The sequence below is a fragment of the Rhizobium sp. WYCCWR 11146 genome, assembly GCF_013591995.1.
In the GTDB taxonomy this organism is placed as follows: domain Bacteria; phylum Pseudomonadota; class Alphaproteobacteria; order Rhizobiales; family Rhizobiaceae; genus Rhizobium; species Rhizobium indicum.
In genome coordinates this window covers 534487-554572 of the sequence record NZ_JACCEY010000038.1, presented here as the reverse complement: position 1 = coordinate 554572, position 20086 = coordinate 534487, and the positions used below count along the sequence as shown (strand labels likewise).

General features: G+C 60.7%; 15 protein-coding genes. 3 read left to right on the top strand and 12 right to left on the bottom strand.

What is annotated here, in order from left to right; translation table 11 throughout:
* Window positions 1-305: 305 nt before the first annotated feature.
* Window positions 306-1307, top strand: coding sequence for an AraC family transcriptional regulator (locus HX899_RS32105; protein WP_181294352.1), 1002 nt, complete (start codon window positions 306-308; stop codon window positions 1305-1307).
* Window positions 1308-1334: 27 nt separating this feature from the next.
* Here HX899_RS32105 and HX899_RS32100 read toward each other — a convergent pair whose 3' ends face one another.
* The 7 genes from HX899_RS32100 to HX899_RS32070 all read right to left on the bottom strand — a co-directional run bounded on the left by HX899_RS32100 (window position 1335) and on the right by HX899_RS32070 (window position 11441).
* Window positions 1335-1619, bottom strand: coding sequence for a hypothetical protein (locus tag HX899_RS32100; RefSeq protein ID WP_181294351.1), 285 nt, complete (start codon window positions 1617-1619; stop codon window positions 1335-1337).
* Window positions 1616-3910, bottom strand: coding sequence for an FdhF/YdeP family oxidoreductase (locus HX899_RS32095; protein WP_181294350.1), 2295 nt, complete (start codon window positions 3908-3910; stop codon window positions 1616-1618). The genes HX899_RS32100 and HX899_RS32095 overlap by 4 nt, the downstream gene beginning before the upstream one ends.
* An 82-nt stretch (window positions 3911-3992) precedes the next feature.
* On the bottom strand, window positions 3993-5921 hold the full coding sequence (locus HX899_RS32090; RefSeq protein WP_181294349.1) for a diguanylate cyclase: 1929 nt from the start codon (window positions 5919-5921) through the stop codon (window positions 3993-3995).
* 428 nt (window positions 5922-6349) lie between these two features.
* Entirely contained in the window at window positions 6350-7789 is a 1440-nt protein-coding gene (locus HX899_RS32085; RefSeq protein ID WP_181294348.1) for a coniferyl aldehyde dehydrogenase, read from the bottom strand.
* 21 nt (window positions 7790-7810) lie between these two features.
* Window positions 7811-8917 (bottom strand): NAD(P)-dependent alcohol dehydrogenase, encoded by a 1107-nt coding sequence (locus HX899_RS32080; protein WP_181294347.1) that lies wholly within the window; start codon window positions 8915-8917, stop codon window positions 7811-7813.
* 56 nt (window positions 8918-8973) lie between these two features.
* Entirely contained in the window at window positions 8974-9798 is an 825-nt protein-coding gene (locus HX899_RS32075; RefSeq protein WP_181294382.1) for a p-hydroxycinnamoyl CoA hydratase/lyase, read from the bottom strand.
* Window positions 9799-9854: 56 nt separating this feature from the next.
* Window positions 9855-11441, bottom strand: coding sequence for an AMP-binding protein (locus tag HX899_RS32070; protein WP_181294346.1), 1587 nt, complete (start codon window positions 11439-11441; stop codon window positions 9855-9857).
* A 200-nt stretch (window positions 11442-11641) separates the two neighbouring features.
* On the opposite strand from HX899_RS32070, the gene HX899_RS32065 reads away from it, so the two are divergent.
* The gene (locus HX899_RS32065) at window positions 11642-12127 is read left to right on the top strand and encodes a MarR family winged helix-turn-helix transcriptional regulator (RefSeq protein ID WP_181294345.1); all 486 of its coding nucleotides are present in this window, start codon (window positions 11642-11644) and stop codon (window positions 12125-12127) included.
* A gap of 123 nt (window positions 12128-12250) precedes the next feature.
* Entirely contained in the window at window positions 12251-13657 is a 1407-nt protein-coding gene (locus HX899_RS32060) for an adenylate/guanylate cyclase domain-containing protein (protein WP_181294344.1), read from the top strand.
* Between the two features lie 246 nt (window positions 13658-13903).
* Here HX899_RS32060 and HX899_RS32055 read toward each other — a convergent pair whose 3' ends face one another.
* The 5 genes from HX899_RS32055 to HX899_RS35720 form a co-directional block, all read right to left on the bottom strand.
* Window positions 13904-15214, bottom strand: a complete 1311-nt coding sequence (locus tag HX899_RS32055; protein ID WP_181294343.1) for a hypothetical protein — start codon at window positions 15212-15214, stop codon at window positions 13904-13906.
* A gap of 49 nt (window positions 15215-15263) precedes the next feature.
* Entirely contained in the window at window positions 15264-16586 is a 1323-nt protein-coding gene (locus HX899_RS32050) for a hypothetical protein (protein WP_181294342.1), read from the bottom strand.
* A complete protein-coding gene (locus tag HX899_RS32045) occupies window positions 16576-17457 on the bottom strand; it encodes a hypothetical protein (protein ID WP_348647957.1) in 882 nt (293 codons plus the stop codon). Before HX899_RS32045 ends, HX899_RS32050 begins: the two co-directional genes overlap by 11 nt.
* A 158-nt stretch (window positions 17458-17615) precedes the next feature.
* Window positions 17616-19595 carry a DUF3732 domain-containing protein gene (locus tag HX899_RS35625; RefSeq protein ID WP_181294341.1) on the bottom strand — a complete coding sequence of 660 codons (1980 nt, stop codon included), beginning with the start codon at window positions 19593-19595 and terminating at the stop codon, window positions 17616-17618.
* Window positions 19595-20086, bottom strand: a complete 492-nt coding sequence (locus HX899_RS35720) for a three component ABC system middle component (protein ID WP_407073945.1) — start codon at window positions 20084-20086, stop codon at window positions 19595-19597. Before HX899_RS35720 ends, HX899_RS35625 begins: the two co-directional genes overlap by 1 nt.

The window sequence follows — 20086 nt, the reverse complement described above, 5'->3', positions numbered from 1 at the left end:
GGCCTGCATCAGCTGGCGCAAGCCGCTGATCTCGATGCCGGTATCACGCGGAGATCCACCTGCTCCGCTACAAGCTGCTGCACTCTATCCAACAATCGTCTAATATACGTCCAAGGCCGCTCATCCATGCCGTCTACAGGCTCTGATGAAGCGCCGCGGCGCAGGACGACCATCCATGACGACTGGCAAGGCTGGCAGAGGTACGTGCACCAATCCGACACTCTCGCCGGCCGCGCGTCGCGCTGGCACCTGCGAGCGGCGGAGAAGAGCATGTCGAAACAGCCAGATCGAACAATGGGAGCAGGATGACGGAAAATAGCACTGCGCCATTCTCATTTCGATTTAGCGGTTCGTCCTTCGATAATATGGTCGAAACGCTGGGGGGCGCTTTTGGCGCATTTGATGCAGAGCCTGTCGGCCGCGCCCAGGACTTCCATTGGGGATTGGATTTCTCGGTATGTGACAAAGCCGTCCTGCTCACGGGTTATCATGAGGCGGAGTTTCAGTTCAATATCGAGCCGACCGTCGATACGGCGGAGTATCTGTCGATCGTCGTGCCGCGCAGCGGCGGCATGGGGGTAACCTATGGATCGTCCCGCATCGCCGAGGCCGGGCAAGGAAAATTGCTTCTCTATAACAATTTCGAACCCAACAGCGTCATCATGCATGGGCAATCGAACGTCATCGACGAGTTGCTGATCAACTGGCCTGTCATCCTGCAGACGATCGGCCAGACTTTCGAGATGCCGTTCAGCGGGTCCCTCGATCTGCTGCCGGAACTGGATCTGTCCAAGCCGGAAGGCCGGTTGATCGGCAATCTCACGGAAACGATCATCTCAGGCATGCGCGACGATGGCCCCTTGCTGCAGTCGCCGATCGCCATGGCGCATATGACACAGGCGCTGGCCGATCTGGTCGTGCGCCTGGTGCCGCACCGGCTGTCGCATTTCCTTGAGAATCGCCCCGCCCTGATCGCTCCCCGGCATGTCCGCAGGGCGATCGAATTCATGCACGCCAATATCGATCAGCCGATTACCATGCCGAAAGTGGCCGAAGCCGCAGGCGTATCCAGCCGGGCGCTCGAAACCGGTTTTCGTGCGTTCAGGGGGACCTCCCCCGCCGCCTATCTGCTGACGCTTCGGCTGCGTGCCGCGCGCCAGGAATTGCTCGATCCCGAGAGCAAGGAGACCATGAAGGCCGTCTGCCTCAAATGGGGCTTCTTTCATTTCGGCCGGTTTTCGGCAGTCTATAAAACCACCTACGGAGAATACCCTTCCGACACCAGGAAGCGCGTGATCCGCCGCTAGCGGCCGTGGCTTGCGGCGCAGGGGTGTTTACGTCTCGTCCCGCGGCAGCAACGTGTAATGCACTCTCATTGTCCTTAGATCCCGCTTCACGATCTGCAGCACCCCTTCGCGTTCCGCCAGGACGTTGAGTTCCCTCAGCACGAGAGAATGCGCGATCCCCAGCAGGCGCGCAAAGGCGCGGCTGTCACGCGCAATCCCCAGATCCGCGGCGACCAGGAGACCGGCCTGGATGGATGTCAGCTTGTTATCCCTGCCTTGCGCCGCAGCGACGAGAGCGAGAAAACGATCGACGTCGGAGGCCTCTTCGCTCACGCGGCTTTTCGCTGGCGGAAGGACACCATGATGGATTTCGAGGTGGGCGTATCGCTTTCCGTACCTGCGCTGCCAAGCGGCACGAGCACGTTCAGTTCGGGATAGTAGCCCGCGATGCTTCCTCGCGGAATGTCATAGGGCACAAAGCGGAAATTCTCAGCGATGCGCTCGATACCGTCATCATGCTCGCCGACCACGTCGACCCGGTCACCGGCCTCGGCATTCATCGCCGTCAGGTCGGCTGGGTGAATGAAGATAACCTGCCGCTCCCCGTAAACGCCGCGGTATCGGTCATCGAGACCGTAAACCGTGGTATTGTATTGATCGTGCGATCGGAACGTCTGCAGGGCGAAACGCCCCTCGCCCTTTCGCGCCCGTTGATGCACCGTCTCGTCGGGAAGCGCTTCGCAAGAAAATGACGCCTTGCCTGCCGGCGTATCCCACTCCCGATGGGCGGCCGTATTGCGCAGGTGGAAACCGCGCGGTTTGCGCAGGCGCGCATTGTAGTTTTCGAAGCCTGGAATGGTCGCCTCGATATGATCGCGGATGCGGTCGTGGTCGTCGGCGAGTTCTGCCCAGTCGACCACGGCGGAGCCGACCGTCGCTTGTGCAATGCCGGCAATGATGGCGACTTCCGAGAGGAGATGCGGCGAAGCCGGGCGATTGATGCCGGCGGAACCATGCACCATGCTCATCGAATCCTCGACGCTTATGAGCTGTGAGTTGCCTGCCGCGTTCAGATCCATCTCGGTGCGCCCGAGGCACGGCAGGATGAAGGCCGTCTCGCCGGGCATGAGATGCGAATGATTGGGCTTGGTGGCGATGTGCACTGTCAGCTTCAGCCGCCGCAGCGCCTTTTCAACAAGTGCGCTGTCGGGGGTGGCGCGGGCGAAATTGCCGCCAAGCCCGATGAAGGCCTCAGCCGAGCCATCGAGCATCGCGCCGATCGCGGCAAGGACATTGTGGCCATGTTCGCGGGGAACGGCAAAGCGGAAGTGCTTCTCCAGCGCATCGAGGAAATCATCCGCCGGCTTTTCATTGATGCCGACGGTGCGGTCGCCCTGCACGTTGGAATGGCCGCGAACCGGGCAAAGGCCTGCCCCCGGCCGGCCGATATTGCCGCGCAGGAACATGAAGTTGGCGATCTCGCGGATCGTCGCCACGGAATGCAGATGCTGGGTCACGCCCATCGCCCAGGTGCAGATCACCCGCTCGGCGTTGACATAGACATCGGCCGCCCGTTCGATCTCCTGCCGGCTCAGTCCCGACTGGTCCTCAATGTCAGCCCAGCTGGTCGCCTCGACCGCTGCCCGGTATTCTGCAAAACCCGCGCAGTGTTCGGCGAGAAATGCATGGTCGAGAACGGAGGGCAGGCCGGCGGCGACGGCGGCGTCTTCCGCAGCCAGGACGGCCTTTGCCATCCCGCGCACCGCGGCCATGTCGCCGCCGAGCTGTGGCTGCAGATAAAAGCTGGCGATATCGGTCGAACCGCCGCGCAGCATCTCGACCTTGTCCTGCGGATCGGAGAAGCGCTCCAGGCCGCGTTCGCGGATGGGATTGAAGACAACGACGCGCGCGCCGCGGATCGCCGCCCGGCGCAAGTCGCCGAGCATCCTCGGATGGTTGGTGCCCGGGTTCTGCCCGATCACGAAGATCGCATCGGCCTTTTCGAAATCCTCCAGCAGCACGGTACCCTTGCCCACACCGACAGCCTGACGCATGGCAATGCCGCTCGCCTCGTGGCACATGTTGGAGCAGTCGGGAAAATTGTTGGTGCCATAGACGCGCACGAACAGCTGGTACAGGAAGGCGGCCTCGTTGCTCGCCCGGCCCGACGTGTAGAATTCCGCCCGGTTGGGATTATCGAGGCCCGTCAGAATGCTGCCGATCTCGGCAAAGGCATCCTCCCAGGCGACCGGCAGGTAACGGTCGCTCGCCGCATCATAGCGCATCGGATGGGTGAGACGGCCGTTGAGTTCCAGTTCATAGTCCGTCAGCTGGCGAAGCTGCGATAAAGTGTTTTCCGCGAAGAAGGCGGGCGATGCCCGTTTCTCCGTCGCCTCCCAGGCAACGGCCTTCACGCCGTTTTCGCAGAACTCGAACGACGATCCGTGCTCCGGATCGCCCCAGGCGCAGCCCGGGCAGTCGAACCCATCCGGCTGGTTCGCCTTCAGCATCGTCCGCGCCCCTGAAATGGGCATGCCGCTTTGCAGCAAACGCTTGCCGCAGCTCTTTAAAGCGCCCCAGCCGCCGGCTGCCGCCGATTTCTTACCAATGAATTTTGTGTCCATGCGCCCTGTATTGTCGAAGCGGGGAAAACATCAAGGGCGCACGAGCGATGGATCGATAGAATAAACCTATCAAGGATTCGATCTAGCCGACGTCCTTTATGGCGTGCCGTTCGTCGGGCGAATGTGCCAGGATGCGATTGCGACCTTGGGTCTTGGCGTCGTAGAGCGCGGCATCGGCCTCGCTCAAGAGGCGGTTCGGGTTGATCCTCAAGGTGGCTCCCGTCGCACAGGATATGCCGATGCTGGCGGTCACCCGGCCGAATTCGCTGCCGGTATGAACGATATTCTCCTGGCTTAGGAGACGTGCGAACTGTTCGGCAACGATCATCGCCCCTTTCGCACTGGTTGCAGGCAGCAGAACCACGAATTCCTCTCCGCCGTAGCGTGCGACGATGTCTGCCGGGCGGCTTACGGACTGGCGCAGGCACCTGCTGACGACACGCAGGCATTGGTCTCCGGCGGGATGACCATAGGTGTCGTTATAGGCCTTGAAGCGGTCGATATCGACCATCAGAAGGCTGAACGGCGTGTTTTTCCTGGCGCTGCCTGCGGTCTCACGGGCGAAAGCCTCGTCGAAGGCCCGGCGGTTGACCATGCCGGTAAGTCCATCGGTCTCGGCGAGGGACTTCAGTTGCTCGGCCGACAGCCGGAGGGCGATTTCCGCCTGCTTGGTCGCCGTGATGTCCGAGACGACGGCCATCGCTGTGCCGTCTTCCGCTAACCTTGTCCGGATGCTGCGCCAGTCGCCGTTGTGAAGCTGAACCTCTTCGTCCTTGTTGCTGTGCAACGTAGCACTGACGGACCTGATCCACTCTTCGCGGTCAGCGTCCGGGATACCGGTGCGCTCGCCGGTTTCGGCAACACGGCGAAGGATGTCGCTGATATGGGCGCCAACCACGCGGGCGTCTCCGGATAGCGGAAAGGCGGCGCGATACTGGTCGTTGCAAAAAACGAGAAAACCCTTGCTGTCGTACATGGCGATGCCATCGGACATGCCGGCCATCGCATGTGACAGCAGGTTCTTGCTCTTGCGCAATTCCCGCTCCAGGGCAGTCCGCTCCGTCACGTCACGCGTGACGCCGGCCAGGCCGATCACCCGTCCCTGCCTATCCTTCAGCGGCACCTTGGAGGCGAGCAGGTATCTGTCTTCGATACGCTCGACGGAGTCGATCAGGGGCACACCGGTGTCCATGACCTGCTGTTCGAGATAATAAAATTCTTCGGCGCGCGGCCGCGAGATAAGATTGAAATCCGACAATCCGGTCATCTCCGCCGTGGTTCTGAAACGAAAAAGGCGGATCATATTTTCATTGACGGTGATGAACCGGCTGTTTCGGTCCTTCACGTAGAGATAATCGGGCGACTGCGAAAATGCGGTCACCAGGATGCTTCGCTCCAGCTCCCATTGTTGCGTCTTCAACAGAACGAAACCACACAGCACCGTCGCCAGGCAGTTCAATACCGTCATCGGCAGACCGATGATGGCCAGCACGCGGGCGTGCACCAGGGTGGGAAGCACCGCCATCAAAACAATAAGTGCGCCGCCGAGCGCGAGGCTCAGCAGCGCAACGTCCATGAGCTCGGGAGATCTCTTGCGGATCCAGACATTGGCAGCCAGGCCGATACCGGTCGCGACAGCAATTGCGATCAGACCGTCGATCATTGCCGTGCCGCCGACACAGAAGCGGAAGACCATCGCCAGCGACGCCGCAAAGGCCGCCGCGATCGGTCCGCCAAACATGCCCGCCAAAGCAAGCGGCGAGAAGCGGATGTCGATATAGATGCCGGGATTGACTTCGACGGCCAGCAATATGGACCCGATGGAGGCGGCGCCGGCTATGATTCCGAAGGCGATTTTTTCCTGTGTGACCGAACGACTCTGAAATTGAATCGAGAAATGCGCCCAGAGCGAAATCGCCAGGCACACGAATGACAGGTTGCCACCGAATTGCGTCCAGATGCCATTCACTGCGTTGGATCCACCTTCCAATACATGTACCGAACCAATCATAGGGCAACACTGGTTTGAGCTTCGTTAAATCACAGACCCATCAGGCTATATTCGTCAGCAGGTGCGTCTCCAGGCCGATCGACAGCAATACGGCGACAGGAAAGCGGGCGTCCGCCGCGACGATGAGGTATGGGCAGAGAGGCCTGCTGCCAGATTTGACGACATGAGAAATACGCGAAATCGGAATTGAAAGGTCATGCTCCAGGACGGCAGGAGACATCATGTCCGCAACGCCCTGCGGTTCAACGGCTAGCAGCCGAAGCATAAGGCATGTTTAACAACAGCATCCTCTGCGTCTGGACATGGAGCCTGATGACACAATCTAGCGTTATCCGGATAAGCCTGCGCAATCGGGCCATTCGTTGCAAGCAGCCATCCCATGCCGTCAGCAGCCGCAGCTGCCGACGGCATCGTCCGATGCTTCTCTCTTACTTGCAGATCGCCGCCGCCAAAAAGCCGCGCATCGCCTCGCCATAAGGCGGCCGCATCATGTATTCCGCTTCCACCATCTTGCTCTGGTGATAGACGGCGCGCGGATGCGAGAAGGCGAGGAAGCCGAACTTGCCGTGATAGGCTCCCATGCCCGAATGGCCGACGCCGCCGAAGGGCAGGCCTTCCGCCGTGACGTGGCTCATGCAGTCGTTGACCGTCACCCCGCCGGAGGTCGTGTTGTCGAGGACGCGGGCCTCCTCCTGCTGATCCCTGCTGAAGTAATAGAGAGCGAGCGGGCGCGGCTTGGCATTGATACGGTCGATGACGTCGGCAATATCGCGATAGGGAAGGACCGGCAGCACGGGTCCGAAGATTTCCTCCTGCTGCACGCGCATGTCTTCCGTGGGGTCGAGGATCAGGGTCGGAGGCATGCGGTGGGCCGATTGCTGGGAGAAATTCTCTGCCGCCGGGTTGATCTCGACGATCCTCGCGCCCTTGGCCCTGGCTTCGTCGATCAGGCCTTGGACGCGGGCGAAATGGCGGGCGTTGACGATCGAGGTGTAGTCAGGATTTTCCTTCAGCGCCGGATACATCGCGCCGACCGCCGCGACCGCGTGTTCGGCAAAGGCCTCGACGCTTTCCTCGGGCACATAGACATGGTCCGGCGCCAGGCAGATCTGGCCGGCGTTCAGCGTCTTGACGGTCATGACGCGGCGCGCCGCGTCTGCGAGATCGGCCGAGCGGCCGACGATGACGGGTGACTTGCCGCCGAGCTCGAGCGTCAGCGGCGTCAGGTTTTCCGCCGCCGCGCGCATGACATGATGGGCGATCGCGGTTCCACCGGTGAAGATCAGGTGGTCGAAGGCAAGTGATGTAAACGCCGTGCCCGTCGCCGGTCCGCCCTGAACGACGGCGATTTCCGTTTCGTCGAAGGCGCCGGCAATGAGTTCCGCCATCAAGGCGGCCGAGGCCGGCGTCACCTCCGACGGCTTTATCATGGCGCGGTTGCCGGCGGCAAGAATGCCGGCAAGCGGCGCAAGGGCGAGCTGATAGGGGAAATTCCACGGGCTGAGGATTCCGACAACCCCCTTCGGCTGATAGACCACTTCGGCCACCGCGTCCGGGAACAATGCCTCGTGCTGCTCGGGCTTCAGCCATTCGGCAAGATGGGCCCTGGCATATTTGAGCGAACCGACGCAGGTGAAGACATCGAGAAGCAGGCTCGCCTCGACGCTGCGGCTGCCGAAATCCTCCGACAGGGCAGCGGCAATCGCATCCTTATGGTCGACGAGAAGGGCGATGACGCGGTCGATACGATCGGTGCGGGTCTCAAGGCTTGGCGGCCCTTCCCTCAGGAAAGACGCCCTTTGCCGGTCAAGCAGCGCCTTCATGGCATCGGGGCTGGTATCGGTGGCGATTGGGGTGACGGTGTTCATTGTTTCCTCCCTTGAACGGTGTCAGACGGCCGGCTGACGCACGACCGGTTTCAGCACGATGCCCTTTTCCGAATCCTCCACCGCCTGGTTGATGTCGGCAAAATCATAGAAGGTGATGAGCCTGTCGAAGGGGAAGCGGCCCTGCCGATGCAGGTCGATCAACAGCGGGATCAGCACGTCGGGATTGGAATCGCCCTCGACGATGCCGCGGACCCGGCGCCCGCCGGACAGGATATGGGTGAGGTCGAGCGTCAGCGTCGCGCCATGGGGCGAGGCCCCGACGATGCCGCAGGTGCCGCGCGGCGCCAGCACCCGCACGCACTGGTCGATGACGGCGGGCACGCCGGAGGCATCGATCGAATAATCGACGCCGGCGCCGGTCAGCGCCATGATCGCGGCAACCGCGTCGCTCGTCTTGCCGTTGACGATGTCGGTCGCGCCGAGTTCCGCCGCAAGCGCCAGCCGCGTCTCGTTGATATCGACGGCGATGATCCTTGAAGCGCCGACGATCCGCGCCGCCATCACGGCGGCAAGACCGACCGAGCCCATGCCGAAAACCGCGAGCACTTTTCCCGGTTCGACCTTCAGCGCATTCATGACCGCGCCGGCGCCGGTCTGGATGCCGCAGGCAAGCGGCCCGAGCAGCGCCAGATCTGCATCTTCAGGCACTTTCACGATATTGCGTTCATGGCACAGCGCGTGGCTGGCGAAGGAGGACTGCCCGAAAATATTGCCGTGAACCCGCTCACCCTCGCATGAGATCCCGCTCGAACCATCGGCGCGCGCACCGAAGAAGTTGCGCGGGAAGAATTCGTGGCAATAAGTCTCCTCGTGATCGTTGCAGCTCCGGCAATGACCGCAGGAATTGAAGGTCATGACCACGTGATCGCCGGGCTTGACCTTGGCGACACCCGGCCCGACCCGCTCGACGATGCCCGCACCTTCATGGCCCAGCACGACCGGCTGCGGCACCGGCAGATGCTGGTCACGCATGACGATATCGGTGTGGCAAACCCCCGTCGCCACAACGCGAACCAGGATTTCACCCTCGCGCGGCTCCTCCAGATCGAGTCTTTCCAGCGAAAACGGCGTATGGGGCGCACGCGCCACCGCGGCATGGATTTTCATTGCTTTCCTCCTCCCGATGATTGGCTCGTGAACTGCCCGGCATGCCGGGCCTGATCTCAGCGGCCGCGCTTATAGGCGCCGAGCCCCGGCTGATAGGTCTTGTCGTCGAGGAACTGCTTCAGCCCCTCGTCGCGCCCCTTGGTCTTGTCGAGAAACAACATCTGCTCCAGCTTGGCGTAGATGTAATCGTCAGCGAGATCCCATGGCAGGTTGCGCACCCGCTTGTAGGTGTCCTTGGCGGCCTTCAGCGTCACCGGGTTCTTTTCGAGCAGGCTGGCGCAGATCTTGCGGACCCGGGTTTCAAGCTCTGCCAGCGGCACCGCCTCGTTGACGAGACCCATTTCGGCGGCCTTGCGCCCGCCGAACAGTTCGCCGGTCATGATGTAGTAGAGAGCGTCGCGATGGCGCATCACTTCGGCGACCGCACGGGTGACGTTGCCACCCGGCAGAATGCCCCAGTTGATCTCGGAGAGGCCGAAATTTGCCTCCTCGGCGGCGATGGCGAGATCGCAGGACACCAGCGGTGTGAAGGCGCCGCCGAAGCACCAGCCGTTAACCATGGCGATCGTCGGCTTTTCGAAATACATCAGCCGGCCCCACCAGTTGCCGGACTGGCGCCGCGCCTTCAGCGTAACGTCACGCGGCTTGTCGTCATTGTCGCGGAAATATTCCTTCAGATCCATGCCGGCCGACCAGGATTCGCCGGCGCCGCGCAGGACGAGGACGCCGCAGCGCTCGTCGCCCTCGAGCTCGTCGAGCACTTCGAGCATCCTGATATTCAGGGCCGGGTTCATCGCGTTGCGCTTTTCCGGGCGATTGAGGCTCACGAAGGCGATGCCATTATCGAATTCGACCAGAACCGGCGATTGCCTATCAGTCATGTTCTCTTCAGTCATGAGGTTACTCCATGGGTTTCGGCGTGAATGCCGGGGCCGCTTCACAGGGCCTGTCGTTGAAGGGTTTTGTCGGAATGGAGCTGGCGCAGAACATGTTTCTGCACCTTGCCGGAGGCGGTGCGGGGAATGGCCTCGACGAAGAGGATGCACGCCGGGCGCTTGAAGGCGGCGAGCCTTGCCGCGCAATGGCCGGCGATCTCATCGCCCGTTGCCGCAGCACCCGGCCGCAGCACGATATAAGCGACACCGCATTCGCCCCACTTGATGTCAGGAATGCCGACGACCGCCGCGTCGAGGATATCGGGATGACTTGCGAGTGCTGCTTCGACCTCAGCGGGATAAACATTCTCGCCGCCGCTGATATACATGTCCTTCAGCCGGTCGACGATGCGATAGAAGCCGTTCGCTTCGCGGCGGCCGAGATCGCCGGTGCGGTACCAACCATCGGTGAAGGCGGCAGCGGTTTCCTGAGGCTTGTTCCAGTAGCCCGGCGTCACCGCCGGCCCGCGCAGCCAGAGTTCGCCGATCTCGCCTTCATCAACCTCCCGGCCGTCCTCGTCGACGATGCGAATGTCGAGCAAGGGCGCGGGAAGACCGACGCTGCCGGGATTGTCCTGCACGGCGCGCCGGTCGATCGGCACGTGCAGCACCGTTCCCGCCTCGCTCATGCCGTAACCGTTGACCAGCGCAACGCCGTCATCGAGATAGCTTTCGATCAGCGCCTGCGTCAGCGGCGCGCCACCGACGAAGAGCGCATGCAGGCCGGCGAGCGCCGCGGCGCGATAGGCGGGATCGTTGCGCAAGGCGAGAGCAATCTGCGGCACGGCGAAATAATGGGTGATGCCACGCTGCCGGTCGGCAAGGGCTGCGAGTGTGCGCGCCGGCGTGAAGCGGTCGGAGACGATAAGCGTGCCGCCCAGCATCAATGTGGTCCGCGCCACCGCGATCAGACCGATCGTGTGGAAGAACGGCAGGTCGCACAGGGCAACGGATCTCGGCCCGATCTCGCCGACGACGGAAAAATTGATCGCGGCGAAAAAGGCGTTGCGGCGGGTGATGACGACGCCCTTCGGCTGTCCCGTCGTACCCGAGGTGTAGAGAAGGACGCAGGGTCCATCGGCATCGGCGGGCACGGAAGCGGCCGGAAGGCTCGCCTCGACCCGCGCGGCGAGACCGGCCGAACCGTCGGCCGTCGATATCACCGCCATCTCAGGATCGGCGCTCGCAAGACTGGCGACGGTTGCGGCGAACTCCTCGTCGTGAACTAGCAGGGCCGGCGCGCAATCGGCAAGGATCGGCCGAAGTTCGGCGGCGTTGAGGCGCCAGTTGAGCGGCACGTAGATGGCGCCGGCACGCTGGCAGGCAAAGGCAAGCACGATCGAATCCACGGAATTGCGCGCCAGCATGGCGACACGCGCCCCGTCGCGGCGTGCTCCGAGTTCATCGCTCAGGAAGCCGGTGCCGCGGGCAATCCGCGCATCGAGCTCGGCATAGGTGAGCTGCCGGCCGGTGGCGATTTCGAACAGGGCCGGACGGTCCGGTGCGACGCGGGCGCGGTAAAGGATCGGATCATCCGTCACCAGTCCGCAATCCGCCGACGAAGCCATCCCGGAAAAGGAATGCGCCATTTTCTCCTCCCATGCCCGCTGCTCCCCGCGGCAGGCATCATATTTGTATGTAACACATACTAATATCTTTTCCCGGCAGGATGCAAGAGGCTGTTTGAGACAAATCCGATCGCTCGAATGGTGCGCGGAATCCTCAATACGGATATTGACTAACCTGCTGATTTTGATGGTTATGGCGCCTGGACGAGGCGAGAACGACGATGGCGACAAAATCACCCCAGGACGATTTCGAGGGCGAAGATGCGCCCGCGACACCGGGCCTCGACGTCGGCCGGCTTGGCGACCTGCTGGGATTTCATCTGCGCATGGCGCATGTCGCAGTCTATCGCGACTTCGCTGAAACCATGGAGGAGTTGGCGCTGACGCAGAAGCAGCTGGCCGTGATGGAACTCGTCGCCGGCAATCCGGGCGCATCGCAGATCGACCTCGCCAACACGCTCGGCACCGACCGGGCGACGATGATGGCCCTCGTCAACCGGCTGGCAGCCCGCGACCTGATCGAGCGCCGCCCCTCCGCGGCCGACCGCCGCCGCCAGGAACTTCATCTGACGAAGGCGGGACACGCAATGCTCGCCCAGGCGCGTGCGCTGATCGATAGGCACGAGCAGCGTTTCATCGACCTGTTTTCGCGCGACGAACTGGATGCGCTGCTGACGGCACTGAAGCGGATATACATGGGGAACTGAAACCCGCCTTTGCTCGGGAAACAAGCAGCATCCAAGCCTTTAGATTTCTATTGGGTAACCCTCGTGTTATGATCCCCATCCTGGCGTCGTCCGCCGTGGGTTCTGCACACGGAGACTTGTCTCATGAGCGAAGTGGACGTACTTTTTGCCTCCCTGCGACAGGCGGCTGACCCGCAGACGGTCGAGTGCATCGAAAAGGTCGTCACGCATGGCTCGGATCGCGAGCTCAATCGCATCAATGCGCTCGCTTTCGCCGATAAGCACCATCTCGATGAAGAGAAAACCATCGCCGCATTTCTCCATGCAGCCCGCATAGGCGCATTCGAGATGACCTGGAATGTCCTTTGCCCAGGATGCGGCGGCGTCCTCGACAGCGGCGCAACCCTCAAAACGGTCGTCCACGAGACGTACCATTGCGCGCTCTGCGCGGCCGGATACGAACCGACCCTCGACGAGATGGTCGAGGTAACCTTCACCGTCAGTCCGAGAGTGCGCAGGATTGCTGCCCACGACCCCGATCGCTTACCTCCGCTCGAGTACTACCGCCAGATCTTCTTCAGCTCCGGGGTCGACCTGCCGGACGATCTCGAAGCGAGGTTTTCGCGCATCCAACTGGAGATGATCGAGTTGGCTCCGGGCGAGAAGGCGTTCGTCTCGCTGCAACTGCCGGCGCAGTTCGTCATCATCTTCGATCCGGTGACACACTCGGCGCAGTTCATCGACGTGCAGGGCGAGCCCACCGACGAACGTCAAACCCTCTCGATGATCATCAGTCGGACGCATGCGCTGAACGAAACGCTGACCCTGCGCCCGGGTTCACTGCGGCTGACACTTGAGAACCACACCGATCGCAGAGTGGTGCCGAATGTCTGCATCGCAGGAGACGAACTGCACGACCTCTTGGGCCGCAGGCGGGCTTTTCTGACAGCCAAGCGCCTGCTGACGAACCAGAGCTTCCGCGACATCTATCGGACCGACACACTCGACGTCGACCAGCGCCTCAAGATCACCAGCCTGACCTTCCTCTTCACTGACTTGAGGGGATCGACCGCGCTTTACGAGCGCGTCGGAGATCTTGCCGCTTTCGATCTGGTGCGGGCGCATTTCCGGGTTCTTCACGAGATCGTCGCCACAGAGGCCGGAGCGGTCGTCAAGACCATAGGCGATGCCGTGATGGCGACCTTCCCGAGCCCGGACCGCGCGGTGGCAGCGGCACTCAGGATGCGCGAGGCGATGCTTCGGTTAAATACCGAGCACGGCAGTGACGACCTTCTGCTGAAGATCGGCATTCATGAGGGACCATGCCTCGCCGTCAACCTGAACGACCGGCAGGACTACTTCGGCCAAACCGTCAATATCGCCTCCCGCGTCCAGGGCCTTGCCGATCCCAATGTGATCATGACGACGGAGGCGATCGTCGGGGATGCCCAAGTTTCAGAGATCCTGCGCGACAGCGGCATCACATCGGCCTCCCGGATGGCGGAGCTTCAGGGCATTGGGAGAGAAGTACGGATTTTTGCGCTTTCGTGAGCTTGGTTTGCTCTTCGACGTCAAGTGAAGTTGAGTGGTTTCCGCTTAAGGAGCCGGAAGCGGACAGGCAGCTTATGGGTTCCCGATCTTGAGAAGCAGCCCTCTGGCGTGCTGTGCCGGGTGAAGATGAGGGCTACGTCTACGCCATACCCCTCTGAGGCACTCCTTTTGTGAGAATCGAGATCCGCGCTACTTGGCGCGGATCGAGCGCATTCAGTTTTGCCTCTTCGCTCATCATTCCGCGACTTATTTCGAGAGCGGCGCTACCGAAGCTGCTTGTTCGAACTCTGCCATGGATCGCGCAGGCGGACGACCGTAGACGTCCATCAAGGCATTCCAAAATCGGAACAGGAGCGCTCGCCGTTCGTCTGGCGTCCAGACCTCAAGTTCTTCGCCCACATCTACACGCGCGCTGACAGCAGGGAAGCGTTGTGATTCATATTGGCCAGGCAAGACAGTGTCAGTCAGATCTCCAGCACCCAGTTTGATCCCGATCGGGCCTTTACCTCCCATCGCTCTAATGGCAGCGACGCCCTTGCGGAGAAACGCATCGAGCGGTGCGAAAGGCAGCACATATGCGAAACATTGACCGCTGCTGTTCTCCGCGAAACAGTTGCTGTTGACCGCCCAAAGCTCACCGTTCGACTGAAACCACTGCGTCGCGCTCGTGACGATCATGTCGTTGCGCGCGCCGGTGATGCGACCCCAGACAGACAGCGCGCCATCACCATTGAGACCCCAGTCACCATCTCGCCCACGAATGTTCAGCCCGATGTCCGAAATCCGCTGTTCAAGCTCAATCCTGGCTGGCACCGACCATTCGCGCGGCGCGATACGCGCAAAGATCCGCGTCCCTCCGAAGAGCGCAACATTCCGCCGTTGCTCCTCCATCGCATTGTTTCGGAACTCGAGCTTCTTCTCCGCCGCCGGCCAGATTGCCGGATCACTACTGCTCGACGTTTGCCAAGAAATGGGCGGCGGAGCCGTCTTTGCCGGTGCTTGCTCGGCCAGGATGGGCACGATGCAGCTCTTCAAAACCTCGGCGAAACGCTTCTGCTCCGTTTTAATCTCGTCCTTCGTGGCCCCGTCCTTCAGGTGATAGACTTTCGCGCCGCTACGGTGACGCCAGTCAAACGGAAGCGCCACGGGGCCTGGATAGTGCGCGCCGTTGGCTACCAGGATGATGCGGCTCTGTGAGAGCGCATGTTCCGCGTAGCCAAGTTCAGACATGACGTTCGGGTTTTGCAGGTGCTTTGGCTCCGAGCGCTTATCCGCGCTTGTGTTCGGCTGTAGCGCTACTGGATCGGTTACTCCGACGGGGGTCATATCCGCTACAAACACATTCGCTCTGGCGATCTTCTCCAGAATCGTCTTCGTGATGTCCGGGGTTCCGGCGACATTCTTGGTATCGTGATCGACCTCGGGTCGCACCGCCTCCTCATAGTCGGGATCGATGGTGATGAGCTTGCAGGCATCCTTCAGCGCGTCGCGCACAAAATAGTGGTGCAGCTTCGGGTCGCGATCACTTTGCCAGGACCAGAATATCGTCGTCGTCAATTGTTACCCCTTAGAGATCGCCATGCGTTGCGGCGAATCGGCGAATACCTCATTGCCGGATCCGATGCAGTCGAAAAAGCTTGTCGAAGAAATCTGTGATGCGCGTCTCAGCGCCGTAACCGACTAGTTCATTCGCCCCGAACCGATAGACCTCATATCCAGCAAGGCGCAGTTCGCGGTCGGCCGACACCATGTCGGCATAGACCTTCAATGACGGAAGGTCGTTTTCCGAGAAGTGGTGCTTGCCATCGACCTCGATCACGATGCGCTGGCGGCTAGGAAGCAGCAGTAGGAAGTCCATGCGTTGACGTGGCAGAGGCAGCCGATGACGCAGGGTCTTCACCACGGCAGGGTCATAGTGAAGATAGACCTGAGGCAGGAGCGCGGGCAGTGCCTCGCCCAGGGCGGATCGATAGGTCTTGAAGTAGGTCGCGAAAAGCTTGCGTTCTGCGTCCGAGGCTAGGGATTCTTGGAGTCGAGCTCCGAGACTTGCGGCATCAGCCCCCGGCGTAATCTCGCCCCACCAGGAAACGAGCTCCGACCACAAAAGGCCGCTCGAGCCGATCGGCCGATCGTAGATCAGGCAACTCTCTTCGCCAGACAGAATGACGATGTCGTTGTTGATCGCGTCGGCGAAGCCAATCTCCGGCTTTGGTCCTCGTGACGCAAAGATCAAGTTTTTGGGCCGGCCACTAACTCGGCGCATCAGGGAGCGGAAACTGAAGATCGGGTGGCCGGATATCTCGCCATCCTGCGCAAGCTCATATCCATCTCGCGCGAGTACCCTGTTCAGTGCTGCGACCGTCTTCGTCTGCTCATCGCCCGATCGGGAAAGGGGATGAACAGCTTGTTCGAGCAAGGCGCCGAACCTAGCTCTGGAACAATCGAAGGCCCCGATTTCTCCGAACAGTCGTTCGACCGACCAATCACCGGGATTGTGATCCATGTGCCGGACGATCTGGTCGCGCAGGCTCTGTCTCTGGCTGCCGAACAAGCCTTCGAATAATGAGGAAAGCGGGAAGTAGCCCTCGATCACTTCTACGGTGCTGCGCTCACCGGCGAGATCGTCGCCGAGGATCCGCGCGATGTCTCGTCGTGTGATCTGCGTCAGCGGCGGGTCATCAGCCTCGAGCACCTTGCGACCTGCCTCATCGAGCGGGATGTCGTTGCGAGCAACTGCGAATTTGAGTGCCAGTCGAGCCAAGTCCTCCTGCGTGAGGTTATCGAGCGCAAGTTCGATGCGCTGCCGTTTCGAGAAGCCTTCTGGTGCAGGCACGACCAACCCAGCGACCTGCTCTGGCTCCTGGCTCATTTGAGCGTGGCTCATCCCGTGCAGAATCCCGGAGATACGCCCGTAAAGGTTATCCGCCACGCCCAGTCCCTTTCAGGATCACGCGCACGAATGCAAACATCCGCGTAAACAGATAGTCGACCTGATCCAGAGAGGTCAGCGCCTCCTGCGTCGTCTCGGAATGACGAATGCGAAAGCTATTCCCTATGGAGGTCAGTTCAGCGGCCTCCCGCCCAAGGGCTTCTCGAAATCCAGAGCCCGGCGCGGCGACGCGGTCCAGCAGCGCATCGGCCTGCGCGCGCTTATTGGCACCGGGCTCCAGCGTCTTCAGCCGTTCAAAAGCGTCCCATAGTTTCTCCAGCGCATCCTGCCGATCGTCAGGCTTTGGCGAGAGAAACCGTTGGCGCGCGGCTTCGAGCAATCGGTCCGTCTCCATATCACCAGTCTGAAACATCGCCCAACCGAGAGCATCGGAGATCGGTTGGGGAACAAGCCGGCGGGCCTGCCCGGTCGATGTGAGTTCATAGGCAACTGCATTGCGACGGAACAGGAGGTTTACGTCCGCTACAAATCGGACAAGGCCGGCGTCCCGGTCCCAACTCAAGTGATGGTGACCGAAGTAGGAGTGATAAGCGCCTTGAATCGGTTCACCGACGGCGCCAGCGCAAAACTCGAGCAGATCGAGGATCACCGGCGTATCTGGTACTTCGTTCACAGAGAACGGCCACTCGATCCACGGCACCTCGGCGCTCAGCACTCGGCTGAATGCCTGTACGTCACATCCGCACGGACCGTTCCCGTCGGGACACTGTTCCGGAAAGCGAAGGCCAAACGAGCCATCGCCAATCCTCGTCTGGATCAAGCTGAAAAGGCCTCCCCACAGGCGCTCATTAATGGAATCGATTGTTGCAGGACGTACCCCGTATTCACGGTCCGTAAAATAGGTCGACACTCTTTCCCCCATTATCAATTCGCAGCACGGTTCGCGCTCCCAATGATGTCTGTGCATCGCTCGAGCGTTTCGGCGTCTTCCAGCAGCAACCCGTCCTTGACCATGTACGCATAGTCCGTTGCCACCGCCGAGGCATACTCCAGTACCGCCTGTGCCTCTTAGTCTCCACGCAACCAACTGGGTGGGATCAGTGCGTCGTCGTCGCGCCAATTCCCCACCTCCTTGATGTTCTCGATGTCGCCCCAGGTGTTGCGATCAGCGTGATCAAGAATAATCACCTGAAGTCCGCCAAGCACCTTTTGGACGTGAGCGATTGCCTTGAAGATCTGTCTAGTGCGCTGCAGATCCAAGCTGCGGAGAGATGAATCTTGATCCCCATCCTTCTCAACGAACTGCTTATAGGTATCGCTGGGGAAATAGACCTGGCTTGGTTGGTCGATAACCAAGAAGCTCGGCACCGGGCTTTGCGAGCCTCGTCGCAGGAAAAGGGTGTGCAAGGAGAACATGGCAGCAAGGTGGTATGCCATCCAGTTTTCGCCGCTACCGATCTCCCAAAGGAAATCGGGTTTCTCACCTTCCGAACGTTGGAACTTGATGTTAAGCTCGCGCTGATCAAGGCTTGGCGTGCCGTCGGCACCATCGATTTCGAGCAGCTCTATGAAGCGTGATATGCCTTTAGAGATGCTCGTGTGAATTTGGATCTCGCGCTCTCGCTGCCGATTTTGGTCGAGCGCGCGATCGAGCTCCGAAATGCGATGGCGCAGGTCTTCCACCTGCTGCCTCAGGCCACCTTCGCTTTCAACCTCTCCGACCATTCTGAGTGCTTGCTCGGTGCCGCCGAGGAAACGATACACATTTTCAAGACTTTGCGACCGACCTTGCTCGGCGTCGACTGTTGCCTCCGCAGTGATACGAGTGCGGCGCAACGTCAACAATGACTGCTCATCCTTTATGAGTTGCGCCTCGACATCCAAAATTTCCCGGTCGACGACCGGGGGAGTCGCCATCGTGCCTGCAATCAAATCTTCCAGCTCGGAGATCGGTCCTTCCAATTCCTCGAGCGCGCGACGCGCCGCCCCGGTGTCAGATCCGCATAGGATGCATTCATGCGCGACGATGGCTTCTTTGAACCAGCCGACGCCACGAATGCGCTGCTTCTGGTCGGCGAGAATGTCGCCATAGTCAGCTACGGAACCCCGGAGACTGCGCAGACGCCGTAAGCGTCTCTTGCCGTCGGAAATGCTCCGGTCGGACGCGCGCTCCCTTTCTCGGAGTTCTTGCAACCGATCGACTGCTACCGAAACGCGCCCTGATGCGGTTACCGTCTCACCTCCTTTCGCAACAACCTTCTTGAGGATGTCGATGACTTCGTCGAGGGACTCAGGCAGTGGTCCGCTCGGAAGCAGACTGAGTTCTTGTGCGTGATAGAACGCAACAGTTGCATTTCCTCGCCATCGTTCGAGGGCTTCCCGCCGAAGATTCAGGTCCGCCTCGACCCGCCTGAGCTCGTCTCGAAGAAGTCGACGCGTGTGCAGTTTAACCAGATCCTCGTTCGCGAGAATCCCCAATGCCAGCGGCATGACGTTTCGAAGCTTTTCTCGGTGCTGGGAAGTGTCGGCCTTGAAAAACAGCGTATAAGGGTTGGCCACGACGTGCTGCGGGAGAAAGTTGAAGGCCGCCATATCCCTGAAGCTCGCGCGTCCGCCAAAGCCACGCCCGCTGGGGTCGGTATCGAGATTTGACAGTTGTGACAGATCGTCGAACAACTGCTTGATGCGTTCAGTGCGAGCGTTAGGACGCGGTCTGCGTGGGAGCGATTGCGAGACTTCCTCGCCTTGCAATAACCAATACTGGTCTGAAACTTGTCGGAGCTGGGGCTTCTCACGGCCAAGCCGCATCAGGCCTACGTCGGTGTCGAGAGTGAGGCCGTACCACGATGCTTTGTCCCTGATTACACCTACTGGAATTGCGCTGGTCCCGGCACCGAGCACATAGTCGATGATCGAAATGACCGAGGACTTGCCAGTCGAACTCCATCCCGAGATCACGCTCAGTTTCTTGGGGTCGAAAGGAATGGTTCGTGGCTCGACATTCGGATCTTCCGGCCAAATGATGATTTCTTTAATGTGAAGTTTCACTAAAAGCGCACTCCCATACGGCCCCGAACGGTTGCTAAATCCTCTCGGGCGAACCAGGCGCCTAGGCGCCTAGCGGCCGAGATGCCCGGACCAGTGGCGGCCTCGGCGTCACGAAGAGCCTTCGGCAGGTTCGTTCCTAAAGCAAGAAAGGTGGGGAACCTGTACCCACTCTCCCTGCGAATGATTCCAGCGGCCACCCCTAATTGCAATGCCTGAAGGCATGTAGGTAGCGCAGCCTCAAGTCTAGCTTGGCCCCCGGCAACAAGCTCGGGGACATCGGACAGAGCTTTCAGCAACCCGCTATCGAACTTCATTGCGCGGATTTTTTCCACACTCGCGGCATGAAAAAGCATGCTAGTGCCAATCACCATGTGTGTGAGGTTAGGCGATCGACCACTACCATTATCGGCGAAGGACCGTGCCAAGTTCCACAACAAGCACGCGAGGTAGGCAGGGTTCCGCAGAATTAACTCTTCATGATCTTCGCGCAT

Bases quoted from the DNA above. Each gene is read 5' to 3' on its own strand.
- HX899_RS32105 (WP_181294352.1), top strand. From the start codon at position 306: ATGACGGAAAATAGCACTGCGCCATTCTCATTTCGATTTAGCGGTTCG.
- HX899_RS32095 (WP_181294350.1), bottom strand. From the start codon at position 3,910: ATGGACACAAAATTCATTGGTAAGAAATCGGCGGCAGCCGGCGGCTGG.
- HX899_RS32090 (WP_181294349.1), bottom strand. From the start codon at position 5,921: ATGATTGGTTCGGTACATGTATTGGAAGGTGGATCCAACGCAGTGAAT.
- HX899_RS32085 (WP_181294348.1), bottom strand. From the start codon at position 7,789: ATGAACACCGTCACCCCAATCGCCACCGATACCAGCCCCGATGCCATG.
- HX899_RS32080 (WP_181294347.1), bottom strand. From the start codon at position 8,917: ATGAAAATCCATGCCGCGGTGGCGCGTGCGCCCCATACGCCGTTTTCG.
- HX899_RS32075 (WP_181294382.1), bottom strand. From the start codon at position 9,798: ATGACTGATAGGCAATCGCCGGTTCTGGTCGAATTCGATAATGGCATC.
- HX899_RS32070 (WP_181294346.1), bottom strand. From the start codon at position 11,441: ATGGCGCATTCCTTTTCCGGGATGGCTTCGTCGGCGGATTGCGGACTG.
- HX899_RS32065 (WP_181294345.1), top strand. From the start codon at position 11,642: ATGGCGACAAAATCACCCCAGGACGATTTCGAGGGCGAAGATGCGCCC.
- HX899_RS32060 (WP_181294344.1), top strand. From the start codon at position 12,251: ATGAGCGAAGTGGACGTACTTTTTGCCTCCCTGCGACAGGCGGCTGAC.
- HX899_RS35720 (WP_407073945.1), bottom strand. From the start codon at position 20,086: ATGCGCGAAGATCATGAAGAGTTAATTCTGCGGAACCCTGCCTACCTC.